The 23164-nt window shown below is 68.3% G+C and carries 26 protein-coding genes; 14 read left to right on the plus strand and 12 right to left on the minus strand.

What is annotated here, in order from left to right; all coding sequences use genetic code 11:
* Positions 1 to 39 precede the first annotated feature (39 nt).
* Complete coding sequence (locus DYE23_RS20730) at positions 40 to 906, plus strand: AIM24 family protein (protein WP_099961793.1); 867 nt, start codon at positions 40 to 42, stop codon at positions 904 to 906.
* Here DYE23_RS20730 and dtd read toward each other — a convergent pair whose 3' ends face one another.
* Complete coding sequence (gene dtd, locus DYE23_RS20735; protein ID WP_115328034.1) at positions 907 to 1338, minus strand: D-aminoacyl-tRNA deacylase; 432 nt, start codon at positions 1336 to 1338, stop codon at positions 907 to 909.
* Between the two features lie 9 nt (positions 1339 to 1347).
* Complete coding sequence (locus DYE23_RS20740) at positions 1348 to 2010, minus strand: DUF305 domain-containing protein (RefSeq protein WP_115328035.1); 663 nt, start codon at positions 2008 to 2010, stop codon at positions 1348 to 1350.
* 161 nt (positions 2011 to 2171) lie between these two features.
* On the opposite strand from DYE23_RS20740, the gene DYE23_RS30925 reads away from it, so the two are divergent.
* On the plus strand, positions 2172 to 2327 hold the full coding sequence (locus tag DYE23_RS30925) for a hypothetical protein (RefSeq protein ID WP_172527820.1): 156 nt from the start codon (positions 2172 to 2174) through the stop codon (positions 2325 to 2327).
* Positions 2324 to 4537: a heavy metal translocating P-type ATPase gene (locus tag DYE23_RS20745; RefSeq protein WP_115328036.1), complete on the plus strand. Its 2214-nt coding sequence runs from the start codon at positions 2324 to 2326 to the stop codon at positions 4535 to 4537. The genes DYE23_RS30925 and DYE23_RS20745 overlap by 4 nt, the downstream gene beginning before the upstream one ends.
* Here the strand turns inward: DYE23_RS20745 and DYE23_RS20750 are convergent, their stop codons facing one another.
* Positions 4538 to 5884 carry an HNH endonuclease signature motif containing protein gene (locus DYE23_RS20750; RefSeq protein ID WP_115328037.1) on the minus strand — a complete coding sequence of 449 codons (1347 nt, stop codon included), beginning with the start codon at positions 5882 to 5884 and terminating at the stop codon, positions 4538 to 4540.
* A gap of 86 nt (positions 5885 to 5970) precedes the next feature.
* Positions 5971 to 7089, minus strand: coding sequence for an adenylate/guanylate cyclase domain-containing protein (locus tag DYE23_RS20755; RefSeq protein ID WP_115328038.1), 1119 nt, complete (start codon positions 7087 to 7089; stop codon positions 5971 to 5973).
* A gap of 25 nt (positions 7090 to 7114) precedes the next feature.
* Between DYE23_RS20755 and DYE23_RS20760 the strand changes: the two genes are divergently transcribed.
* The gene (locus DYE23_RS20760) at positions 7115 to 7618 is read left to right on the plus strand and encodes a DNA-deoxyinosine glycosylase (RefSeq protein WP_115328039.1); all 504 of its coding nucleotides are present in this window, start codon (positions 7115 to 7117) and stop codon (positions 7616 to 7618) included.
* On the opposite strand, the gene DYE23_RS20765 is transcribed toward DYE23_RS20760, so the two are convergent.
* On the minus strand, positions 7596 to 8429 hold the full coding sequence (locus DYE23_RS20765; RefSeq protein WP_115328040.1) for an AraC family transcriptional regulator: 834 nt from the start codon (positions 8427 to 8429) through the stop codon (positions 7596 to 7598). The two genes, DYE23_RS20760 and DYE23_RS20765, sit on opposite strands and share 23 nt — an antisense overlap.
* A 27-nt stretch (positions 8430 to 8456) precedes the next feature.
* Between DYE23_RS20765 and DYE23_RS20770 the strand changes: the two genes are divergently transcribed.
* The 3 genes from DYE23_RS20770 to DYE23_RS20780 are packed head-to-tail and all read left to right on the plus strand — an operon-like array spanning position 8457 to position 9839.
* A complete protein-coding gene (locus tag DYE23_RS20770; protein WP_115328041.1) occupies positions 8457 to 8930 on the plus strand; it encodes a VOC family protein in 474 nt (157 codons plus the stop codon).
* Between the two features lie 9 nt (positions 8931 to 8939).
* Positions 8940 to 9377: an HIT family protein gene (locus tag DYE23_RS20775; protein WP_011893124.1), complete on the plus strand. Its 438-nt coding sequence runs from the start codon at positions 8940 to 8942 to the stop codon at positions 9375 to 9377.
* Between the two features lie 3 nt (positions 9378 to 9380).
* Positions 9381 to 9839: a nitroreductase family deazaflavin-dependent oxidoreductase gene (locus DYE23_RS20780; protein ID WP_115328042.1), complete on the plus strand. Its 459-nt coding sequence runs from the start codon at positions 9381 to 9383 to the stop codon at positions 9837 to 9839.
* On the opposite strand, the gene DYE23_RS20785 is transcribed toward DYE23_RS20780, so the two are convergent.
* The gene (locus tag DYE23_RS20785) at positions 9836 to 10885 is read right to left on the minus strand and encodes an LLM class flavin-dependent oxidoreductase (RefSeq protein ID WP_115328043.1); all 1050 of its coding nucleotides are present in this window, start codon (positions 10883 to 10885) and stop codon (positions 9836 to 9838) included. The genes DYE23_RS20780 and DYE23_RS20785 overlap by 4 nt on opposite strands.
* A 41-nt stretch (positions 10886 to 10926) precedes the next feature.
* On the minus strand, positions 10927 to 11775 hold the full coding sequence (locus DYE23_RS20790) for a uracil-DNA glycosylase (RefSeq protein ID WP_115328044.1): 849 nt from the start codon (positions 11773 to 11775) through the stop codon (positions 10927 to 10929).
* A 112-nt stretch (positions 11776 to 11887) separates the two neighbouring features.
* Between DYE23_RS20790 and DYE23_RS20795 the strand changes: the two genes are divergently transcribed.
* Positions 11888 to 12565: a sensor domain-containing protein gene (locus DYE23_RS20795; protein ID WP_115328045.1), complete on the plus strand. Its 678-nt coding sequence runs from the start codon at positions 11888 to 11890 to the stop codon at positions 12563 to 12565.
* Between the two features lie 74 nt (positions 12566 to 12639).
* Positions 12640 to 13890: a multidrug efflux MFS transporter Tap gene (gene tap / locus DYE23_RS20800; RefSeq protein ID WP_115328046.1), complete on the plus strand. Its 1251-nt coding sequence runs from the start codon at positions 12640 to 12642 to the stop codon at positions 13888 to 13890.
* Positions 13891 to 13894: 4 nt separating this feature from the next.
* On the opposite strand, the gene DYE23_RS20805 is transcribed toward tap, so the two are convergent.
* Positions 13895 to 14527 carry a winged helix-turn-helix transcriptional regulator gene (locus DYE23_RS20805; RefSeq protein WP_115328047.1) on the minus strand — a complete coding sequence of 211 codons (633 nt, stop codon included), beginning with the start codon at positions 14525 to 14527 and terminating at the stop codon, positions 13895 to 13897.
* A 109-nt stretch (positions 14528 to 14636) separates the two neighbouring features.
* Here DYE23_RS20805 and DYE23_RS20810 point away from each other — a divergent pair, with 109 nt between their 5' ends.
* On the plus strand, positions 14637 to 15110 hold the full coding sequence (locus DYE23_RS20810) for a DUF3237 domain-containing protein (protein WP_115328048.1): 474 nt from the start codon (positions 14637 to 14639) through the stop codon (positions 15108 to 15110).
* A 5-nt stretch (positions 15111 to 15115) separates the two neighbouring features.
* Here the strand turns inward: DYE23_RS20810 and DYE23_RS20815 are convergent, their stop codons facing one another.
* On the minus strand, positions 15116 to 15460 hold the full coding sequence (locus DYE23_RS20815) for a hypothetical protein (protein WP_011893116.1): 345 nt from the start codon (positions 15458 to 15460) through the stop codon (positions 15116 to 15118).
* 61 nt (positions 15461 to 15521) lie between these two features.
* Between DYE23_RS20815 and DYE23_RS20820 the strand changes: the two genes are divergently transcribed.
* Genes DYE23_RS20820 through DYE23_RS20830 form a run of 3 tightly spaced genes read left to right on the plus strand, consistent with a single transcriptional unit; the run spans position 15522 to position 18800 of the window.
* The gene (locus DYE23_RS20820) at positions 15522 to 16883 is read left to right on the plus strand and encodes an FAD-binding oxidoreductase (RefSeq protein WP_013471146.1); all 1362 of its coding nucleotides are present in this window, start codon (positions 15522 to 15524) and stop codon (positions 16881 to 16883) included.
* Between the two features lie 58 nt (positions 16884 to 16941).
* Positions 16942 to 18180: a cytochrome P450 gene (locus tag DYE23_RS20825; protein ID WP_115329048.1), complete on the plus strand. Its 1239-nt coding sequence runs from the start codon at positions 16942 to 16944 to the stop codon at positions 18178 to 18180.
* On the plus strand, positions 18180 to 18800 hold the full coding sequence (locus DYE23_RS20830; protein ID WP_011893113.1) for a TetR/AcrR family transcriptional regulator: 621 nt from the start codon (positions 18180 to 18182) through the stop codon (positions 18798 to 18800). The genes DYE23_RS20825 and DYE23_RS20830 overlap by 1 nt, the downstream gene beginning before the upstream one ends.
* Here the strand turns inward: DYE23_RS20830 and DYE23_RS20835 are convergent.
* The 3 genes from DYE23_RS20835 to DYE23_RS20845 form a co-directional block, all read right to left on the minus strand.
* Complete coding sequence (locus DYE23_RS20835; RefSeq protein ID WP_115328049.1) at positions 18785 to 19501, minus strand: siderophore-interacting protein; 717 nt, start codon at positions 19499 to 19501, stop codon at positions 18785 to 18787. The genes DYE23_RS20830 and DYE23_RS20835 overlap by 16 nt on opposite strands.
* A gap of 68 nt (positions 19502 to 19569) precedes the next feature.
* Positions 19570 to 20760 carry an acyltransferase family protein gene (locus tag DYE23_RS20840; protein WP_115328050.1) on the minus strand — a complete coding sequence of 397 codons (1191 nt, stop codon included), beginning with the start codon at positions 20758 to 20760 and terminating at the stop codon, positions 19570 to 19572.
* A complete protein-coding gene (locus DYE23_RS20845) occupies positions 20757 to 22442 on the minus strand; it encodes a DEAD/DEAH box helicase (RefSeq protein WP_115328051.1) in 1686 nt (561 codons plus the stop codon). Before DYE23_RS20845 ends, DYE23_RS20840 begins: the two co-directional genes overlap by 4 nt.
* Before the next feature lie 118 nt (positions 22443 to 22560).
* Here DYE23_RS20845 and DYE23_RS20850 point away from each other — a divergent pair, with 118 nt between their 5' ends.
* The gene (locus tag DYE23_RS20850; protein WP_115328052.1) at positions 22561 to 23118 is read left to right on the plus strand and encodes an LppP/LprE family lipoprotein; all 558 of its coding nucleotides are present in this window, start codon (positions 22561 to 22563) and stop codon (positions 23116 to 23118) included.
* Positions 23119 to 23164 lie beyond the last annotated feature (46 nt).

The raw sequence follows: 23164 nt of genomic DNA on the forward strand, positions 1-23164 counted from the left end.
CATAGTGTGAGGTCGACAGACTCGTCAAAGGAGGCGGCGATGACAGGACCCGGCCAGGGCAGTTGGCAGCCCGACCCCGAAGGGCGCTTCGACTACCGGTGGCACGACGGAGCCCAGTGGACCGATCAGGTGTCCCATCAGGGCCAGATCCAACGGTCACCCCTGGGCGGCGCACCCCCGGCGCAGCATCCCGGTCAGCAGCAGGCCCAGGCGGTCACCGGCGGAGGCGACGGATTCACCGGCATCACAGGGGATCTCGTCGACGGACGGTTCAGCGAGAAGGAAGCCAAGGCGATCGCGAACCAGAACACGAAGCTGCTCCGCGTCCGGCTCGGCGAGCCGTTCATGGCACGCCAGGGCTCGATGGTCGCCTACCAGGGCAACGTCGAGTTCGCCTTCGAGGGAGGTGGGGCCTCCAAGTTCATCAAGAAGGCGCTCACGGGCGAAGGTCTGCCGCTGATGCGCTGCCAGGGCCAGGGCGATGTGTTCCTCGCCGACCGGTCCTATGACGTGCATCTGCTGAACCTGAACAACTCCGGCCTGTCGATCAGCGGCAAGAACGTCCTGGCGTTCTCGTCGAGCCTCGACTGGAACATCGAGCGGGTCAAGGGCGGGAGCATGGTCGCCGGCGGCCTGTTCAACACCACCCTGCGGGGCACCGGCTGGGTGGCACTGACCACCGACGGACCTCCGGTGGTGCTCAACGCCGCCGAGGCGCCCACGTTCGCGGACACCAATGCGGTGGTCGCCTGGTCTGCCAACCTGCAGACCCAGCTCAAGACCAGCTTCAAGGCCGGCGCACTGATCGGCCGCGGTTCGGGCGAAGCGGTGCAGGTGTCGTTCTACGGCAACGGTTTTGTGATCGTGCAACCGTCGGAGGGCATCCCGGTCACGACACCGCAGTAGTCACAGTTCGAGAAGCACCGTGACGGGGCCGTCGTTGACGAGCTCGACCTGCATGTCGGCCCCGAAGACACCGGTCTGCACGGTCGCGCCCAACGATTCGAGCGCCGCGGCGAAGTCGCTCACGAGCGGCTCGGCCACCGGACCGGGGGCCGCGGCGTTCCATGTGGGTCGGCGCCCCTTGGTGGTGTTGCCGTACAGGGTGAACTGACTGACCACCAGGATCGGGGCGCCGATGTCGCTGGCCGACTTCTCGTCGTCGAGAATCCGCAGCGACCACAGCTTTTCTGCGAGCCGACGGGCCTTCGTGTGGTCGTCGTCGTGGGTGACGCCGACGAGTGCGAGCAGACCCTGGGTCTCCGGTTCGATCGCGCCGACGACGTCGCCCCCGACGATCACCCGCGCGGACGTGACGCGCTGTACGAGGATCCGCATGCCGCGAAACTACAGTGAGCCGAGGATCTGCCTCATGACGCCGATCTCGCGCTGCTGGGTCTCGATGATCTCGCGTGCGAGCCCCACAGCCTCCTCGGACTGACCGTTGTCGACCTCGGTCTGAGCCATCGTCACCGCCCCCTCGTGGTGAACGATCATGCCGTCGAGGAACTGGCGCGCGGCGTCGACGCCCTGCGCCTGCCGCAGCTGCTCCAGCTGGGCCTCGGTCATCATTCCCATCGCCGCGTGGTCGGTCATCTCGCCCATGTCGTGGCCCTCGTGCCCGGACGAGGCCGGAACGCCCCACTGCGTGAGCCAGCCCTGCATCGTCGCGATCTCGGGACCCTGCGCGGCCTTGATCTGGGTCGCCAGCTCGGTGACCCGCGGGTCGATGCCCTGCTTGGCCAGGATGATGTCGCTCATCACGATCGCCTGCTCGTGGTGCGGGACCATGTCGCGCGCGAAGGTCGCGTCGGCATCGTTGTGGGCACCGTCATGGGTATCGCCGTGGGCACCGTCATGGGTATCGCCGTGATCGCCGTGCGAGGTGGTCTCCTGACCCTGCGTGCCCTCGGCGGTCTCCGTGCCGACGTCACTGCATCCGGCGAGCAGCAGGACGACGGTGGCACCCACACCGGCTGCTCCGACCCTCAGACTTCGGTTCGACATCATCGTCGTGACTCCTTCACCTGTAGCGAGTTCCCATCTATACCCTAGGGGGGTATAGTACACATCAACTCGACCGACCCCGGGAGGAGTCGCATGAGCACCATCACCGTCACCGCGTCGGACGTATCCCAGGGTACGGTCACGATCTCCGGCGGCCCGGTCTCGTGACCGCCCCGACCAGGATCGCCGCGTTCCTCGCGATGCTCGCCGTGGTGTTCGCCGCGTCGCTGTGGGTGGGCGGCACCTTCGGCCCGACCCAAGGACCGGCACAGGTCCATCCCGTGACCGACGACCGGCATCAGGACGGAAACCACCCGTGAACACCCTCGAGCTCTCCATCGGCGGGATGACGTGTGCGTCGTGCGCGGCGCGCGTGGAGAAGAAGCTCAACAAACTCGACGGCGTGACCGCGACCGTCAACTACGCCACCGAAAAGGCCCGTGTCGAATTCGGCGACAATGTGTCGACCGACCAGCTCGTCTCGGCGGTCGAGTCGGCCGGCTACCAGGCCGCGCTTCCCGAGCCGCCGAACCCGCCGGACGTCGAACCCGCCGATCCGACCGCTGCACTGCGCCGGCGTCTGATGATCTGCGTGGCGCTGTCGGTCCCCGTGATCGCGATGGCGATGGCCCCGCCGCTGCAGTTCACGTACTGGCAGTGGCTGTCGCTGACCCTCGCGGCGCCCGTGGTGGTCTGGGGCGCATGGCCGTTCCACCGGGCGACGTGGGCCAACCTGCGCCACGGCACCGCCACGATGGACACGCTGATCTCCGTCGGCACCCTCGCCGCGTTCGGCTGGTCGATCTACGCGCTGTTCTGGGGCACCGCCGGCGTGCCGGGGATGACGCACCCGTTCGAGCTGACCATCGCCCGCACCGACGGCAGCGGCAACATCTACCTGGAGGCCGCCGCCGGGGTGACGACGTTCATCCTCGCCGGCCGGTACTTCGAAGCACGCGCGAAACGCCGCGCGGGGGCGGCACTGCGAGCTCTCCTGGAGTTGGGCGTCCGCGACGTCACCGTCCGCAGAGGTGCTGCAGAACACCGCATTCCGATCGACCAACTCCGCGTCGACGACGAGTTCGTGGTCCGGCCGGGCGAGAAGGTCGCGGCCGACGGGATCATCGTCGAAGGCGCATCGGCAGTCGATGCATCGATGCTGACCGGCGAGTCGGTGCCCCTCGAGGTCAAACCGGGCGACCGCGTGGTGGGTGCGACGGTGAACGTCGACGGACGGCTGGTGGTGCGCGCCGAGCGGGTGGGCGCCGACACCCAATTGGCGCAGATGGCACGGCTGGTCGAGGACGCGCAGAACGGCAAGGCACAGGCCCAACGGCTCGCCGACAGGATCTCGGGCGTCTTCGTCCCGGTCGTCATCGGGCTCGCGGTGGCGACACTCGGGTTCTGGATCGGCAGCGGTTACCCGGTCGCGGCGGCGTTCACCGCGGCGGTAGCGGTCCTGATCATCGCGTGCCCGTGCGCACTGGGACTCGCGACGCCGATGGCGTTGATGGTGGGCACCGGACGCGGCGCCCAGTTGGGCATCCTGATCAAGGGACCCGAGGTGCTCGAGTCCACCCGGAGGGTGGACACCGTGATCGTCGACAAGACGGGCACCGTGACGACCGGGGACATGACACTGGTCGACGTGTTCGCCGCCGACGGCGAACAGCCCGACGAGGTGCTGCGCATGGCCGGGGCGGTGGAGAGTCCGTCCGAGCATCCGATCGCCGCGGCGATCGCGAGTGGTGCGCGGGACAAGCTCGGCGACCTCCCCGCCGTCGACGGCTTCGCCAATCTGCGCGGGCTCGGCGTCGAAGGGGACGTCGAGGGCCGTCGTGTGACGCTGGGCCGCCTCCGGCTGCTGTCGGACAGGTCCTTCGAGATACCCGACGATCTCGCGTCCGCCGTCGCACGCGCCGAGGGCGGGGGCAGTACCGCGGTCACCGTGGGGTGGGATGGACGTGCGCGCGGCGTCCTGATGGTGGCTGACGCCGTCAAACCGACGTCGGCCGAAGCGATCTCGCTACTCAAGCGCGCCGGCCTCACACCGATCATGGTGACCGGCGACAACGAGGCGGTCGCCCGCACGGTCGCCGCGCAGGTCGGCATCGACGAGGTCGTCGCGGGAGTACTACCCCAGGACAAGGTGGACACCGTCACGCGGCTGCAGCGCGACGGTCGGGTCGTGGCGATGGTCGGCGACGGAGTGAACGATGCCGCCGCGCTCGCCCAGGCCGATCTGGGGATGGCGATGGGCAGCGGCACCGATGTGGCCATCGAAGCCAGCGACCTGACGCTCGTCAGCAACGACCTGCGTGCGGTGCCCGACGCGATCCGGTTGTCCCGCAAGACTTTGAGCACCATCAAGAGCAACCTCTTCTGGGCGTTCGCCTACAACGTCGCCGCTCTGCCGCTGGCCGCGGCCGGGTTGCTCAACCCGATGATCGCCGGTGCCGCAATGGCATTCAGTTCGGTCTTCGTCGTGACCAACAGCCTGCGGCTGCGCGCGTTCACCCCGTCGCGCTGACTACGGGTCGTCGTCGTCTTCGCGCTCGCCCCCCTCTTCGGCGAGAAGGTGGCGTTCGGGATGGTGGTAGCCGTTGACGCGATGCTGACTCGTGTCGAGGTCGGGGGGTGGGATCCACTCGGTCTGGTTGTCGGTGTTCTTGGCGGTGGTCCAGCCGGTCGTCTCGATCATGCGGTTATCAGGCCCACACGCAAGCGTCAGGTCGTCGATGTCGGTGTGGCCGTCGTCTTTCCAGTCCGCGCTCGCGTGGTGGGCCTGACACCAGTAGCCGGGCACGGTGCAGCCCGGCCGGGTACAGCCCCGGTCACGTGCATGCAGCACGATCCTTTGCGCGGCGTTGACCAGCCGCTTGGCTCTGCCCAGGTAGAGGCTCTGGCCGGTGTGGCCGTCGAAGACGTACAGGTAGTGGTGCGCATCGGCGGCCAGCCGGATCAGATCCGGCATCGGCAGCAGTGACCCGCCACCGGTGACCGCCACCCCGGCACCCTTCTCCAATTCCTGCAGAGTCGTCGACACGATCACCGTCACCGGTAAACCGTTGTGGGAACCGAGCTGCCCGCTTTCGACGGTGCGGCGCAGCAGCGCCTTCACTCCGTCGTGGTTGCGCTGGGCTTGGGTGCGGGTATCACCGCCCTTACTCTCCCCGTCGGGCAGGTTGGCGCCGGGGGCGGCCGCTGTGGCCAGCGCCGCTTCCAGATAGGCCCCGGTTTCCGGGTCGAGGTAGCCGCTGATGCGTCGAAACCCGTCGCGCTGCTGGGCGCCGAGCGTGACCCCGCGCCGCCGCGCGCGGTCTGTCTCGCTGGGTTCGGGGCCGTCCTGGTCGATCATGACCAGCAAGCGCCCCGCGACCGCATCCAACTCCTCAGGACCCAAACCTGAGCCGTGCCGCGCGAGTTCGGCGTCAGCGGCGGCGCGGGTATCCACGTCGACCCACGAGGGCAGGTTCCTGTGGAACTTCGCGATCACCGCCATATGCTCCTCACCCAGGCGCCCTTGGGCCTGGGCGGCGGCGGTGGCCTCCCACACCGGCGCCAAAGGTTCCCCGGTCATCGCCCGCCGCGGCCCCAGATTCTTCGCACGCTGCAGGCGGCGACCCGCCTCGGCGCTGCTGATCCGCAGCGAGGTGGTCAACACCTTCTTCCACGACGCCTCCCCGAGATGATGCGGTTCCGTCTCGTCGAGCAACCGCGCCAACACCTGGTGCTCGACCGCCGGGGCCGAGCGCAGCACCGTCGTCAACTCCGACAGCAGCCCGATCAACTCCCGATGAGACAGGTCCTCGGCGGCCTTGGCCAGCACGGCGAGCTGCTCACCGATCACCCCGACCGCTTCCGCCACCACATCCATGAATCGAACACTAGTGCGACCCACTGACACATCCGCCTCGGAATGTGACCACAGAAACCCAAGTGACAGAAGAAAATTCAGTGACCTTACGCGGGAGCCCACCGGGCGCGGAAGCTCTTCACATCCGGCTTGATGCCCTTCAGGTGCTTGGCGCCGGCGAACGACCACGCGAAGCGGTCGTCCTCACCGATCGCCTCCCGCGCCGACTCCGCGACCAGCACCGTTCCGGGCCGTGCCGCGCCGGTCATCCGTGCCGCCAGGTTCACCGGACTGCCGAACCAGTCCCCCGCCCGGCTCACCGCCATGCCCGTCGCCACGCCGGCGCGCAAGCGCGGGAAGTCGTCCTCGCCCTCGGTCTCGTCGACGAGGCGCAACAGCGCCTCCAGCAGGGGCGCAGGTTCCGGGCTGACCAGCATCACCTCGTCACCGATCGTCTTGATGAATCGCACTGGTGCCACGGCGATCTCGCGCGTCATGTCCGCGAGCCGTTGCGCGAGTCGCTCGAGATCCTCCGGCGGCAACGCCTCGCCCAGACGGGTGAACCCCACGAGGTCGGCGAAGCCGATCGTCACCGATCGGGCGCCGGGCAGATGCTGTCCTTCGGCCCGTTCGGTCGCGTTGATCGCCTCGGTTTCGATCGCATGCCGCAACTGCAGCAGCAGAACCTCCTGGATCATCGGGCCCAGCAGCGGCGCCACGTTTCCGACGAGTTCCTCGGATGCCTTCGCGGTCTCCAATTCCGTTGCCGCGGGCCGGATCACCGCTGCCAGCGCGGCATAGCGCATCGCCTCGGCCGCACGCGCCAACCCGTCGCCCAACAACCGGGTGATCTGCACCAGCTCGTCGGGGCCGATCCCGACGTCGAGGAAGTCGCGGGTGAACTTCGCCGCCTCCGCGTCGGCACGCAGGAACACCTCGGCGTCCGGATCCTCGACCCGCGGCAACCCCATGGCACGTTGGATACGTTCGAACAGTTCCAGTTCGACGCCCGCCCTGTCCGCTGCCTGCCGCGCCGACACGTACTCGCCGTCGTCCCCGATCACCCGCCGCGACGCCAGCAGCATCGGCGCCGGATTACCCCGGATCTCGTCGACGGCGACGCCGCGGTCGAGCAGCCAGCCGATCAGCTCGGCACGTTCGGCACGGGCGGCCCCTTCGAGCCCGTCGAGCAGTCCGCTGGTCTCCACATCGAACTCTTCGGCCACACGGCCAACGTATACGGTCGGAACCGTGACGTCGCCGACCCTGGAGAGCTTCCCCCCGCTCGTCGGGGCGAACCCCCGCATCCTGATCCTCGGGAACATGCCCGGCGTGGCGTCACTGCGGGCGCAGAGGTACTACTGGTACGACCGCAACGCGTTCTGGCGCATCACCGCGACGCTGTTCGACTTCGATCCCGCCGCGCCGTACGACGAGCGGGTCACCGCACTCACCGGTGCCGGAGTCGCCGTGTGGGACGTGCTCAAGCACTGCCGCAGGGTCGGCAGCCTGGACTCCACGGTCGAGCCGGACAGTATGGTGCCCAACGACTTCGGCGCGTTCTTCGCCGCTCACCGGACGCTGACCCACGTGTACTTCAACGGCGCCGCGGCGGAGAAGAACTACGGGCGCCTCGTCGGCGGACCCGAAACGGTGCACTACACAAGGCTGCCCTCGACCAGCCCGGCGCAGACCATGTCGTTCGACGCCAAACTCGACGCGTGGCGCCAGATCACCGCCCCTGCCCGTACGTAGCGGCGTACTCCCCGGGTGTGCTTCCCAGCATGGACCGGAAATCGTTGATGAAGTGTGCCTGGTCGTACCAGCCCAGCCGGACGGCGAGATCGGCGAAATCCACATCGGGTTCAGTCTCGATCTCCAGCGCCGCATTCTGCAGGCGATACCGGCAGAGCACCCACTTCACCGGAACGCCGACGTAGCGGCGGAACACCCGCTGCGTCGTGCGCACGCTCCAGGGCGAGAGGTCCATCACCTGCTCCACCCGGTGGACTCCGCTGTCGTCCCTGATCCGGTCCACCAGAGCCGAGAGCGCATCGAACACCGCGTCGGGTGGGCCGCCGCCACCGATGAGTGTGTCCAGCTCTGCCGCGGCATCCTCGACGTCGTCGGGCAGCGCCACCGCCGTGCCGAACAGATCGCCGATCGGCTCGACGCACCCCGTCCGCACCGATGCGTCTCCACCGAACCTCGCGGTGAATCCGCCCGGCCGGAACCGCGCCCCGACCACGCACCCCTTCTCGCTGATCGTGGTACGGAACACCTGCTCGACGACGCCGTGCACCAATGTGTTCGGCAGCGAAAAGCCGTGTCGGACAGCGTCTTGCCCCCACTCGTGGGTGATGTGCATGGCAGGGAAGGTGATCACGGTGCTGTCGAAGGGATCCTTGCCCCGCAGATCCCAGTTCACCGACCAGTAGTGCTCGACGTAGCGGGAAGTCCTACCGTCGGCAGCCCACCGCCGCAGATCGAACGCCGAAGCGCCGGCCGGACGCCCGACCACACCCCGCAACGGTGCGCCGGCTGTCGTGTTTTTCCAAGCCGCCATACCGTCGAGGCTACGAAACTTCTCGCCATGACTGTCACTTTCATGCCCTCCGGCTACACCAGCCTGACCCCTTTCCTCTGTGTCGACGGCGCCGTCGCGGCGATCGAGTTCTACACCGAGGTGTTCGGCGCAGAACTCGTGGAGAAGATGGACGGACCGGACGGCACCGTCGCGCACGCCGAACTCGACTTCGGCACCGGCCGTCTGCAACTCGGCGATCCGGCCGAGACGTACGGCATCCGGGCACCGGCGACCGACGCCGACACCGTCACGCACTCTCTCGCCCTGTACTGCCCCGACGTCGACGGCGTCGTCGCCAGGGCCGAGCAGGCCGGGGCGGTGATCCGCGAAGCGCCCCGAGACTTCGCCACCGGGGACCGGTTCGCGTCGGTGCGCGACCCGTTCGGTGTGCGCTGGACGGTGATGACGCGGGTCGAGGACGTCTCCTCCGACGAACGGGACCGGCGGCTGGACGCGTGGGCGAAGGAGAACGTCAACTAGCGTGGCGACATGTCCTGCGTGTTCTGCGCCATCGTCGCCGGTGAAGCGCCCGCCATCCGGATCCATGAGGACGACGACCAACTGGCGATCCTCGACATCCGGCCCTTCACCCGCGGCCACACCCTGGTGATCCCGAAAATCCACACAGTCGACCTGACCGACACCCCGGCCCGGACACTGGCCGGGATGGCCGCCCTCGGGCAGCGCATCGCCAAAGCGGCTCGTCTCTCGGGGCTGCACGCCGACGGCAACAACATCGCGATCAACGACGGGAAGGCGGCGTTCCAGACCGTCTTCCACATCCACCTGCACGTGGTGCCGCGCCGCGACGGCGACAAGCTGTCCTTCGCCAAGGGCGTGCTGATGCGCCGCGACCCCGACCGGGAGGAGACCGGACGTCTGCTGCGTGAGGCACTGGCGAAGGTGGACACGGCGGAGAAGGATTGACCGATGGGCGTCGCACTGTGGATCGAGAAGAACATCGGCACGCGTCTGCTGATGCTGCACGACAAGCTCTACAAGGCCACCGACGGCCGTATCGGGCATCGCATCCCGCTGCCCGGCGTCGCACCGTCGCTACTGCTGCACACCGTGGGGGCCAAGACCGGCAAGCGACGGACCAACACGCTGTCCTACTTCCCCGACGGCGGCAGCTACTACGTCGTGGCATCCAAGGGCGGCGATCCCAGAGCCCCCGGCTGGTACCACAACCTGAAGGCCCGGCCCGACATCGACATCAACATCGGCCCGAAGCGTTTCGCGGTCACCGCGACGCCCGTGACCGCCGACGACCCCGACTATCCGCGCCTGTGGACGATGGTCAACGACGGCAACTCGAACCGGTATGAGGGCTACCAGAGACGGACGTCGCGCAGGATCCCGCTGGTCCGGCTGACCCCGAAGACCTAAAACAGTTCCTTGGCGAGAAGTTCCAGCGTCGCCTCCCGGGCGGGGGCGGTAGCGGGGTCGACGCCGCGGTAGGCCGAGGCGACGGGATTGACCATCACCTCGTCGACACCGAACTTCTCCGCCAGGCTGAGCAGCTGATCGGCGGCTTCGGCGGGCGCACCGGCGACGGCGAGGTTGCGTCCGCCGTCGATCACCGCTTGGGCGCGCGGTCCGAGATCCAGCGCCTCGGCGTCCTCGACGAGGTCGAGCGGAACCAGTGGCTGACCGGTGCGTAGCCGCGCCATCATGTGCAGGTTCGGCAGCACCAGACGCATTGCCTCGTCATGACTTTCGGCGACGACGGCGTTGACCGTCAGAAACGTCACGGGCTCGGGTGTCTGTTCACTGGGCTGGAAGTTCTCGCGGTAGAGCGCCAGCGCCTCCGCTGTGCCCTGACCGGCGAAATGATGAGCGAACACGTACGGCAGACCCTTGGCGGCGGCCAGGCGCGCCGAGTACATCGACGACCCCAGCAGCCACAGCCTCGGCGTGCTCGCCGCAGCCGGGGTGGCCTTGAGGATGTAGTTGTCACGCATCAGGTCGCGCGGCAACGGCACCCGCACACCCTTGCTGCTCATCAGCGCCATCACGTCGTCGAGGTACTCGGGGAACGCCTCGATGTCGCGGTCATCGCGCCCCGCGGCACCGCGCAGCGCGAGCGAGGTCACAGGGTCGGAGCCCGGGGCGCGCCCGATCCCGAGGTCTATCCGCCCCGGGTGTGCGGCTTCCAGCAGCGCGAACTGTTCGGCGACCGCCAGCGGCGCGTGGTTGGGCAGCATCACCCCACCTGAACCGAGCCGGATGGCCGCCGTGTGTGCGGCCAGGTGCGCGATCAGCACCGGAGGGCTGGTGGCCGCGACGGCCGGCATATTGTGGTGCTCGGCCACCCAGTAGCGGGTGTATCCGAGCCGGTCAGCGGCCTGGGCGAGCAGCGTCGTCGCGGCCAGGGCATCGCCGGTGCTCTGGTCGGAGCGCACGGGCACGAGGTCGAGGACGGAGAGTCGCATTGAGTGTGCAACGCCGCGGATCGCCGTTCCGTTCCCGGAAACTATTCCGAGAGCGTGCGCGCGGTCGCGAAGACGGCGTCCATCATGTCGGGGGTGAGCCGCCCGGTGAACGTGTTCTGCTGGCTCGGGTGGAAGCATCCCAGCACCGTGACCGCGCCGCGAGGGGTCGCGAGTTCGGCGGTCGCCGCATGCCCGAACTTCGGCGCCGGTACCGGGACGGTCCCGCCCGTACGCCGCACCATTGCCAGCACGACCTGCCACGCGAACCCGCCGAGCGCGACGATCACACGGACGTCGGTCCCCGTGAGCCGGTACTCGGCATCCAGCCACGGCGCGCAGGTGGTGCGCTCCGCCGGTGAGGGCGCGTTGTCCGGTGGAGCGCACCGTACCGCCGCGGCGACGCGAACATCGTTGAGCTCCAAGCCATCTGCACTGTCAGTACATGTCGACTGGTTCGCCAGCCCGCTACGGTGCAACGACGCGAACAGGAAGTCCCCCGATCGGTCGCCGGTGAAGACCCTGCCGGTGCGGTTGGCGCCGTGGGCTGCCGGCGCCAGACCGACGATGAGGATCCGCGGTCGCGCCGACCCGAAACCCGGCGCCGGCCTGCCCCAGTACGGCTGATCGGCGTAGGACTTCCGCTTGACCGATGCGGCTTCCTCCCGCCACTCCACGAGCCGCGGACAGGCCCGGCACACCGACACCCCGGCGTCGAGCTGCCTCAGGTTCTTCGCGGCCGCCGCCCGCGCCGTCACCTGGGCGGGATTCGACGCTACGGCCGTGCGCGAGGTCGCCGGATCGCCCGGCCAGCCACGGCCCGGTCGCACCGGGGTCTCGAAAAGATCACCGGTGCGCGGATGCGGAAGACGCGCTCGGGGACCGGTCATCATTCGTTACCAAGAAGCATTGTTCATCGTTACCACGAAACACCGTTTCCCTCACGGGCCGTCGGTCATCGTTGACTCACCATTGATCGCGCAGTGTGGCGATTGGGGAGGAATTATGAGACGAGCGGTAGCGATTGCAGGGATCGCCATCATGGTCACCGGTTGTGCCAGCACGAGTAGCGCCGAGTCGGCGGAACCGCCCACCCGCACGATGATCCCGCGCCCTCTGGTGGAGCGAGAGATCGGTGAGGTGTTGCTCAGTCCCGAAGAGATCGCCGCGTCGATGGGCGTGCCCGCGATGACCGTGATCGAAGCACAGACCGCGTTGTCCGACCACAGCGACATCATGGCGCCGATCGAGTGCCTGGCGATCGACGGCGCCGGCGAACTGCAGGTCTATGCGAACAGCGACTACCGCGCCTCCCGTGATCAGAGCCTCAACGACGGCGAGGGCTGGAAGACCTACGTCAAGCAGGCCGTCGTGCTCTTCCCGTACCTGGAGAAGGCGGGCGAGTTCTTCGACGGGTCCGTGGCGCAGTGGCCCGCATGCCGCGAGTACACACACACCCAGAGCGGTTCGGTGTGGAACCCCGGTGAGATCACCAGTGCAGACCGGACTTTGAGCACCGTGGCGATGCAGAGGGATGCGGCCGCTCCCGGCTGGGGATGCGGGCGCGCGCTGGTGCACCGCAACAACGTGATCGTCGACGTGAACACCTGCAGCGCAGCGCCCGGCGATTCGGCCGTGCGGATCGCCCACCAGATCGCCGACAAGGTGGACGCCCAGTGGTGAGGTCCCGGCCCCGCCGCTGAACCGAAACTCGGTGGTCGACGCGTTGTCGCGCTGCTACATTCCCGGCGATAGCCATGACGCCCGACACCACACCCCGCAGCCGCACACCGCTGCTGCTCATCATGTTCGCCGCCCTGATGGCCGGCGCGGGAAACGGCATCTCGATCGTCGCGTTCCCGTGGCTTGTCCTGCAGCGCACCGGATCCGCCCTCGACGCGTCGATCGTCGCGATGGCGGGCACGGTGCCGCTGCTGGCCGCGACGCTGATCGCCGGAGCGGCGGTCGACTTCCTCGGCCGTCGCCGGGTGTCGATGATCTCCGATGCGCTGTCGGCCCTGTCGGTGGCGGCGGTGCCGGTGATCGCGCTGGTTTTCGGCGCGGACGCTGTCAACGTCGCCGTGCTGGCCGCGCTCGCCGCGCTCGGGGCGTTCTTCGATCCCGCGGGCATGACCGCCCGCGAGACGATGTTGCCCGAGGCCGCACACCGGGCCGGCTGGACGCTCGATCGGGCCAACTCCTTCTTCGAGGCGGTCTTCAACCTCGCCTACATCGTCGGGCCCGGCATCGGCGGTCTGCTGATCGCGACACTCGGCGGCATCGACACCATGTGGGTGACCGCAGGCGCGTTCGTGCTGTCGATCGCCGCGATCGCCGTCCTGCGGCTGGAGGGCACCGGGCGCCCGGACCCGTCGACGATGTCAGACGGGGTGTGGGCCGGCATCCTGGAAGGTCTGCGGTTCGTGTGGAACAACAAGGTGCTGCGCACCCTGGCGTTCGTCGACCTGGCCGCGACGGGGCTGTACATGCCGATGGAGAGCGTGCTGTTCCCGAAGTACTTCACCGACCGCGACGAGCCGGCGCAGCTGGGGTGGGTGCTGATGGCGCTGAGCATCGGCGGTCTGCTCGGCGCACTCGGCTTCGCGGTGTTGTCGAAATATATGAAGCGACGGACCGTGATGCTGACCGCGGTGCTGACCCTGGGAGTCGCGATGACGGTGATCGCGTTCCTGCCCCCGCTGCCGATCATCCTGGTGCTGTGCGCCCTCGTCGGGTTCGTCTACGGCCCGATCGCGCCGATCTACAACTACGTCATGCAGACGCGAGCCCCCCAGCACCTGCGCGGTCGCGTCGTCGGCGTGATGGGGTCACTCGCCTACGCTGCGGGCCCGCTCGGCCTGATTCTGGCTGGGCCGCTGGCCGATTCGGCCGGACTGCACGTGACGTTCCTGGCGCTGTCGCTGCCGATGCTGGCACTCGGCATCGTATCGGTGTTCCTGCCCGCGTTGCGCGAACTGGACACCCCTCACCCGTACTGCGCCGCCTGACCGTTCACGCGAACAAGTCGGCAACCCGTCGCACGGCGTCCCGCTTGCCGTCCACCTGCAGCAGGCCGCTCGCCACGAGATCCGCGATGCGGCCGGGATCCATTGCCGCGAACAGTGTTTCACCTGATCCGCGCAGGGTTACGTCGACGGGCCGATCCTCGCCGACCGAGTGGACGCCGCGGTCGTCCACCGCCAGCGTGACCGCACCCTCAGGGGTGACGAGGCTCAGCACCACCGGTGGCCCTGTGCGATCGTCGCGGATGTACGCGCGCACCGCGCGGGCGAGCCACTGCGGCTGCAACACATCCCCCGGTTCACGGGTCTGCACCAACCGCCGGCCCCATCGCGCCAACGCGTCGACCACGCCTTCGAGCGACCGCCCCTCGTCGGTGAGCTCGTACACCGTCGCCGATGCCGGCTTCGGCATGCGGTGCTTGCGGAGCAGTCCGTGTGCCTCCATGTCGCGCAACCTGCTCGCGAGCATGTCGGTGGCGATGGGCGACAGCGCGGCCGAGAGGTCTCCGTAGCGCTGCGGCCCGTCGAGAAGCTCCCGCACGATGAGCAGTGTCCAGCGGTCCCCGACGAGGTCGAGGCTCTTGGCGACCGCGCAGTACTGGCGGTACGACCGGGTCGGCATGACGCCATCATACCTGTGAGGTTGGAATTTCCAACTCTTTCCTTGCTTTTTCCAAGCTCTGCTCGTAGCGTCAGGACGGGCCCGACGCAATCGAAGGAACCGGCACACCATGACTCTCGTCGACATCGAGGCCACCCCGGCCCTGGAGCACCTGCTCGACATCCGGATCGAGTTCGAGGCCGTGCAGATCTTCGACACCCCGGTCGGGCGACGACTGACCTACGTCGTTCGACGAGGCCGGTGCGAGGGGCCGCGGATCGCCGGCGACATCCTCCCCGGCGGCGGCGACTGGATCGTGTACGGCACCGACAGCGTCGCCCGATTGGATGTGCGCGTCACGCTGCGTACCGACGACGGCGCCTACGTCCACGTCTCCAGCACCGGTCGAGTCCAGATGGATGACGCCGCGGCCGCGCGGTTCGCCGCGGGTGAGTTGATCCGCCATGACCAGATGGCAGCGCACTCGAGCCCGCATTTCGACACCGACGACGAGCGCTACCGCTGGCTCAACGCGGTCCACACCGTCGCGATCAACCAGGTGTCGCTGACCGAGGTCCACTACCGCGTGTTCGCGGTGCGGTGATGCCGCTAGACCGGTATCAGGAACTCCTTGAAGAACCGGCCGACGGCGCGGATCCAGCGCCGCCGTACGGGACGCGCGAAGTGCTCGATGAGATCGAGGTCGGCGACGACGTAACCGTCCGAGGCGCGGTACCACAGGCCCGCCATGCACAGCTCCAGGGCGGCCATCGTGGTCACCCGGCCCGGCGCGATCGCATCCAGCCGCCCATCGGAGACGAACGCCGGGTACACCGACCCGGTGCGGTCCGCCACCGCCCGCACGTGGATCTCCAACGCCGTCGCCGACAGCGCGGCACACCGCTTCCTGGCCTGTAATGCCTTCACCTGGGCGAAGACCGCACTGTCCCGCATGGGACGAAGAATAGCCGTAACACGCCCGTAACATCACATCACCCGGTCCTACACTGGCGCTGTGCAACCGCTGGCCAGCCTCATCGCCGATCTTCCCGACGGCACGGTCGTCACCGACCCGGACATCCTGGAGTCCTACCGACAGGACCGCGCCGCGGATCCGGCTGCGGGCACTCCCCTCGCCGTCGTCCGACCGCGGCGCACCGAGGAGGTCCAGACCGTCCTGCGGTGGGCCGGCACGCACCGCATCGCAGTGGTCCCCCGCGGCATGGGGACCGGATTGTCCGGTGGCGCAACCGCACTCGACGGCGGGATAGTGCTGAGCACCGAGAAGATGCGTGACATCACGGTGGATCCGGTCACCCGCACCGCCGTCGTGCAACCGGGCCTGCTCAACGCAGAGGTCAAGAAAGTCGTTGCCGAACACGGACTCTGGTATCCGCCGGACCCGTCATCCTTCGAGATCTGCAGCATCGGCGGCAACATCGCCACCAACGCCGGCGGCCTGTGCTGCGTGAAGTACGGCGTGACAACCGATTACGTACTCGGCTTGCAGGTGGTGCTCGCCGACGGCACGGCCGTGCGCCTCGGCGGTCCGCGACTCAAGGACGTCGCCGGACTGTCGCTGACGAAGTTGTTCGTCGGCAGCGAGGGAACCCTCGGCGTGGTCACCGAGGTGACGCTGAAGCTGTTGCCCGCACAGCACCCGGCGTGCACGGTGGTGGCCACGTTCGACTCGGTGGAATCCGCTGCCGACGCGGTCGTCGAGATCACCGGCAGGATCCGGCCGTCGATGCTGGAGTTCATGGATTCCACCGCGATCAACGCCGTGGAGGACAAGCTGAAGATGGGCCTCGATCGCGACGCCGCCGCGATGATGGTCGCCGCCAGCGACGACCGGGGTGCGGCGGGAGCGCAGGACGCCGAGTACATGGCCCGGGTGTTCACCGAACACGGCGCGACAGAAGTCTTCTCGACCTCCGATCCCGACGAGGGCGACGCGTTCGTGGCGGCGAGGCGCTTCGCGATCCCTGCGGTCGAGGCCAAGGGTTCCCTGCTTCTCGAGGACGTCGGCGTGCCACTGCCCGCACTGGCCGAACTCGTCGGCGGTGTCGAGAAGATCGCCGCGGCGCGCGACGTGATGATCTCGGTGATCGCCCACGCCGGGGACGGCAACACCCATCCGCTGATCGTGTTCGATCCGTCCGACACCGCGATGGAGCAGCGAGCACAGCAGGCGTTCGGCGAGATCATGGACCTCGCCGTATCGCTGGGTGGCACGATCACCGGCGAACACGGAGTGGGCCGGCTGAAGCGGCCGTGGCTGGCTGGGCAGCTGGGACCCGAGGCCATGGAGCTCAATCGGAGGATCAAACAGGCCCTCGATCCGGACGGCATCCTGAACCCGGGTGCCGCGATCTGAGGGGTGCCATCGAGCGGTAGCGATTGACAATTGCCTCTCAGTGTCGTACGAACAAGACATGACAGCAATTTTGTCTCACGGATCGCCCGTCCGTTTCGAGCCGGCGAACGCATCCACGTGGCGCGATCCGTGGCCGATGTACCGGGCACTACGCGACCACGACCCGGTGCACCACGTCGTCCCTGCCGACCCGCAGCACGACTACTACGTGCTGTCCCGGCACGCCGACATCTGGGCGGCGGCGCGCGACCACGAGACCTTCTCGTCGGCGCAGGGACTCACCGTGAACTACGGCGAACTCGACCTGATCGGGCTCGCCGACAACCCGCCCATGGTCATGCAGGACCCGCCGGGGCACACCGAGTTCCGCAAGCTCGTCGCGCGAGGGTTCACACCGCGTCAGGTCGAGGCCGTCGAACCCAAGGTTCGCGAGTTCGTGGTCGAGCGCATCGAGCGCCTCCGAGCCGACGGCGGAGGCGACATCGTCGCCGAGCTGTTCAAGCCGCTGCCGTCGATGGTCGTCGCGCACTATCTCGGCGTGCCCGACGAGGACCGGGGCAAGTTCGACGGCTGGACCGACGCGATCGTCGCGGCCAACACCAGCGACGGCGGAATCGCCGGTGCGCTCGGCACGCTCGGCGACGCGCTCGGCGAGATGATGGGGTACTTCACCGCGCTGATCGAGCGGCGTAGATCCGAGCCCGCGGACGACACCGTCTCGCATCTGGTCGCCGCCGGCGTCGGCGCGGACGGCGACATCTCCGGCGTGCTGTCGATCCTGGCGTTCACCTTCACGATGGTCACCGGAGGCAACGACACCACCACCGGAATGCTGGGCGGCTCAGTGCAGTTGCTGCACCAGCGACCCGATCAGAGGCGCCTGCTCGCCGATAGCCCGAACCTGATCCCCGATGCGGTCGACGAGTTCCTGCGCCTGACGTCCCCGGTGCAGATGCTGGGCCGCACCGTGACTCGCGACGTCACCCTCCACGACGTGACGATCCCCGAGGGCCGCCGCGTGATGTTCCTCTACGGCTCCGGCAACCGCGACGAACGCCACTTCGGCGACGACGCCGGCGAACTCGACGTCACCCGCCGTCCGCGCAACATCCTGACCTTCAGCCACGGCGCCCACCACTGCCTCGGGGCGGCGGCCGCGCGTATGCAGTCCCGGGTCGCGTTGACCGAATTACTCACCCAGATACCGAATTTCGAGGTCGACGAATCCGGGATCGTGTGGGCCGGCGGCAGTTACGTGCGGCGCCCACTGTCGGTGCCGTTCACGGTGACGTCCTGATGGCCGGCGACTGGCTGGCCGCCCGCCGCACCGAGGTGGCCGCCGACCGTATCCTCGACGCCGCGGGCGAACTGTTCGCCGCACAGTCGGCGGCAACCGTCGGCATGCACGAGATCGCCGCTGCCGCAGGCTGCTCGCGGGCCACCCTGTACCGGTACTTCGAGAACCGGGAAGCCCTCTACACCGCCTACGTGCACCGCGAGAGCTACCGCCTGTACCGCGAGATGACCGAACAGATCATGTCGTTCGACGATCCGCGGGAGCGGTTGATCGAGGGCATGCTGTCGTCGCTGCGCAACGTGCGCGAAAGCCCCGCTCTGTCTTCGTGGTTCGCGACCACGCAGCGTCCGATCGGCGCCGAGATGGCCGAGCAGTCCGAGGTCATCAAGGCGCTGACCGAGGCGTTCGTGATCTCGCTCGGGCCGGACGACGCCGACGCGAGGGCGAGCGGAGCGACGGGAGAGGGATCTGTCGCGCACCGGTCACGCTGGCTGGTGCGGGTGATGACGTCGTTGATGCTCTTTCCCGGTCATGACGAGGCCGACGAGCGCGCGATGCTCGAAGAGTTCGTGGTGCCGATCGTGCTGCCCAGACGGCAGGCCGATCAGGCCACCCAGTAGCCCTGCGCCTTGAGGGATTTGCGCGGGATCCGGTAGTCCTCACGCAGGAGTCTGGCCACCGCGCGGGTGGTGCGGTTGTCGCAGGCGACCCATCCGAAGTGCTCCGACGCGTCGAACGCGGCGGCGCCCACCGCGGCCACCAGCGCATCGCCTGCGTCGGCGCGGTCCACCCAGGTGACATCGGCGCGCCGGCGCACCGGAAGCTGCCGGTCGTCGTCGTGCGCGGCTTCGAGGAAGATGCGCGCCGGCGCATCGCCGATAGCATCCAGTAGCGAGTTGATCGCCGGCAGCGACGCGGCGTCGCCGACGATCACGTAACCGGCCGGCCGCGGATCCGGCAGCGCGAAATTGCTGCCGAGCACCGTCGCCTCGATGGTGTCCCCAGGCTGCGCCCGCTCGGCCCAGTTCGAGGCGACGCCGTCATGCAGGGCGAACTCGATGTCGACGGTGTCATTGACCGGGTCTGGGTTGACCAGTGTGTACCCGCGTTGGTGCAGCTTGCCGCCGTCGGAGAACCACAGCCGGACCCATTGGGTGGGATGCAGCGCCCGGTCGGCCAGCAGCCCGCCCGCTTCGAAACTCACCCGCAGATAGTGCGGCGTGACCTCCGTACGGCCGGTGACCGTCAGCTCGTAGTCGCCCGCCCGCAGCAGCTTGAGCACCGCGCCGGCGAACCCGCGCGACAACTTGGTGTCCGACATGGACTCATCACCCCTCACGATTACTTAGGCCAAGATAACCTAACTCGGCCGGAGGGTGGTGGGCCCTGTCAGGTGCGGACGCGGGTGAACCGGTGCAGGACCCAGGCCAGCGGAATGGTCACCACGAGGGTGCCGAAGAACAACGCCCACACCGACCCGGTGTAGATCGGATAGCGGACGATCTCGACCATCACAAGTTCCATCGTCACCAGATGAATCAGGAAGATCTCGTACGAGATCTCCCCGAGAAACACCATCGGCCTGCTCGACAACATGCGCGCATACAGTCCGGACTCCCGGCCGTCGGCACCCGGGCGCCCGCCCAGCGCCAGCGGCGCCACCACCAGCGTCGCGATCACGGCGTAGAACGCGGTCTTGACCAGTGCCTCGCGCAACTCCGCCGGCGACGTCGTCGGCTCACCCGCGATCGGCGTCGAGACGATGACATAACTCACGACGGCCAGTGGTACACAAGCCAGCGCATAGGCCCGAAACCCGGTGGGCTGCAGAGCCGCCAGCATCATGCCGCCGATGAACCACACCAGATAACCGGGCAGCCACAGTTTCGCGCCGTCGGGCAGGAAGTCGGTGGAATGCACCAGCCACAGCCACGCCGGCGACACCGCCGCCAGCGCCGTCAGCCCCGCCATCAGGAGCGCCGGCCGCCACCGTCGTCGGCAGAGCACCACCAGCAGCAGATAGGCCAACGCCGGGAGCACCACGTAGAAGGCGACCTCCACCGCGAGGCTCCACATCTGCGTGAGCCCCTGGTGAAGAAACGAAAACAGGTAGTCGTCGGTGTAGATCTGGGTGAGCGTGAGGTTGCGGAACAAGCCCTCCCAGGTGTGTCCGGGATTCGGGCCGGCCGTGCGGAAGTGGTACACCAGGTACGCGGCGATCACCGTCACCGCATAGGCCGGCATGATGCGGCGCACCCGGTGCCAGGCGTAGCGGCCGACCGACGGCGGCGCGATTCCGGCCGCGGCCGCCCGGACCCACGGCAGGAACAGCAGGAACCCCGACAGCACGAAGAAGATCGGCACGCCGATCTCCATCCGCGAATACACCAGGCCCACATAGCCTTGCGGATACTTGCCCGTCGTATACGCGGCGTGGGTCAGCACCACCAGCAGCGCCGCGACGGCCCGGATCCCGGTCAGCGACGCGACCCGCCCGGTGCTCACCGATTCCAGACCACCGGCGACGTCGTCGTCGACGGCCCGCGTCGACCGGCGGCCCGCCCGATGGGGCGAGGTCACTGCGTCGGGGGCTTGCCCCGATGCGGCTTCGGCCCGCGCTCGGGCTGGAGCTGGATCAGCTGCCCCTGAATCTTGGTGTTCTGCAACGCCTTCAACGTCTTACCGGGCAACTTCGCCGGTAGCTCCACCAGCGAGTGGTCCATCTTGATCGTGATGTGCCCGAAGTCGCTGCGGTGCAGCCCGCCCTCGTTGGCGATGGCACCGACGATCGCGCCGGGCGCCACCTTGTGCCGCTTGCCGACCGCGATGCGGTACGTCGCCAGATCGCTGCGGCGCTCCCGCGGCTTGCGCGGCGCGTCACTTCGATCTCCGCGGTCCGGACGCTCGCGGCGCTTCTCGGGCGGCGGCTCGGTCATCAGGAACTCTTCACCGTTGCGGCTCTGCAGTGCCAGCGCCGCGGCGATGTCGGCCATCGGCACGTCATGGTCGCGTTCGTAACCCTCGACCAGCGCGCGGAACAGGTCGATGCCGGGCTTGTCCAGCGCATCGGTGATCGAGTCGCGGAACTTCGCGACCCGCTTCTCGTTGACGTCGTCGACCGACGGCAGCTCGGACTCCACCAGCTTCTGCCGGGTGACGCGCTCGATCGCGCCGAGGAGGTGACGCTCGCGCGGCGTCACGAACAGCAGCGCGGTGCCCGATCGGCCCGCTCGTCCGGTGCGGCCGATGCGGTGGACGTAGGACTCCGGATCGTGCGGGATGTCGAAGTTCACCACGTGGCTGATGCGTTCGACGTCCAGGCCGCGCGCCGCGACGTCGGTCGCGACCAGAATGTCGATGGTGCCGTCTTTGAGCTGGGTGATGGTGCGCTCGCGGACCGCCTGCGGAATGTCGCCGTTGATCGCCGAGGCGGCGAATCCGCGAGCCCGCAGCTTCTCGGCGACCTCCTCGGTGGCCTGCTTGGTGCGGACGAACACGATCATCGCGTCGCCCTGCTCCGTTTCGAGCAGCCTGGTCAGCGCATCCATCTTGCGCGGATACGACACCAGGAAATAGCGCTGCGTGATGTTCTCGGCGGTCTGGGTCTTGGACTTGACCGTCACCTCGACCGGATCGTGCAGATATTTGGCGGTGATCTTCTTGATCGCCGGCGGCATGGTCGCGGAGAACAGCGCGACCTGCTTGTACTCCGGGGTGTCGGCCAGGATGCGCTCGACGTCCTCGGCGAAGCCCATCTGCAGCATCTCGTCGGCCTCGTCGAGCACCAGATAGTCCAGGTGCGAGAGGTCCAGGCTGCCCTTCTCCAGGTGGTCGATCACGCGGCCGGGGGTGCCGACCACGACCTGCGCGCCGCGCTTGAGCCCGGCCAGCTGCGGCACATAGGACGAACCGCCGTAGATCGGCAGCACATTGACCCGCAGTTGGGCGCCGTAACGGCCGAAAGCCTCGGCGACCTGCAGCGCGAGCTCACGCGTCGGCGCCAGCACCAGGGCCTGGGTGTTGCGGCTCTCGGTGTCGATCTTCGACAGGATCGGGATCGCGAACGCCGCGGTCTTACCGGTACCGGTCTGCGCCAGCCCGACGACGTCGGACCCTTCCAGCATCGCCGGAATGGTCGCAGCCTGGATCGGTGAAGGTGATTCGTAACCGACGTCGGCGACAGCCTTCAGCACCGCAGGGTGAATCTGCAGGTCAGCAAAAGTCAGGTCAGCGGGGTCGGGCTCCGCATTTGAGGACGTCATCGTCGTAGAAGTCTAGTGGCTGTTTACGCCACATCCCGCCGTCGGGCCGAATGCATAGCCGCCCGGCGGCGGTGTGGCTGGGTGCGCGGCGCCGCCGGTGACGGTACGGTGCCCAACTGTGCATTGGCCGGCGACTGTTCTGTCCGTCGCGGCGGCGCTGACCGTCGCGGCGTGCAGTCCCGGCGACTCGACCGTCTCCAAGACCCCGGAGCAGACGGCCACCGCGCCCGCCCCGCCGGCAGCGTCGGCCCCGCCGCAGTCCACCGGCCCGCTGCCCGGACCCGCTCCCGCCGACGATCCGTGCGCGATCGACCTGGCTGCCCCCGCGATCGCCCAGGCGGTGTCCGAACTGCCCCGCGACCCCCGCAGCGGTCAGGGTTGGAGCCCCGAACCGCTGGCCGGCAACTACAGCGAGTGCGCGCAGCTGTCCGCGGTGATCATCAAGGCCAACACGAACCAGGCCAACCCGAACACCCGCGCGGTGCTGTTCCACCAGGGCAAGTTCATCCCGACCGGCGTCCCCGACACCTATGGCTTCAACGACCTCGACACCGCGCAGACCACCGGGGACACCGTCGCGCTGAAGTATTCGAGCGACATGCCCGGGCTCGACAGCGTGGTGAGGTTCCGCTGGAACGGCAGTGGCGTCGAGCTGATCGGCAACGCGCCCGGCTAGATTCTCGCGCCGGTGGGGTGTCGGCGGCCTCACCTACAGTGGCTGC

It is taken from the genome of Mycolicibacterium gilvum (genome assembly GCF_900454025.1).
In the GTDB taxonomy this organism is placed as follows: domain Bacteria; phylum Actinomycetota; class Actinomycetes; order Mycobacteriales; family Mycobacteriaceae; genus Mycobacterium; species Mycobacterium gilvum.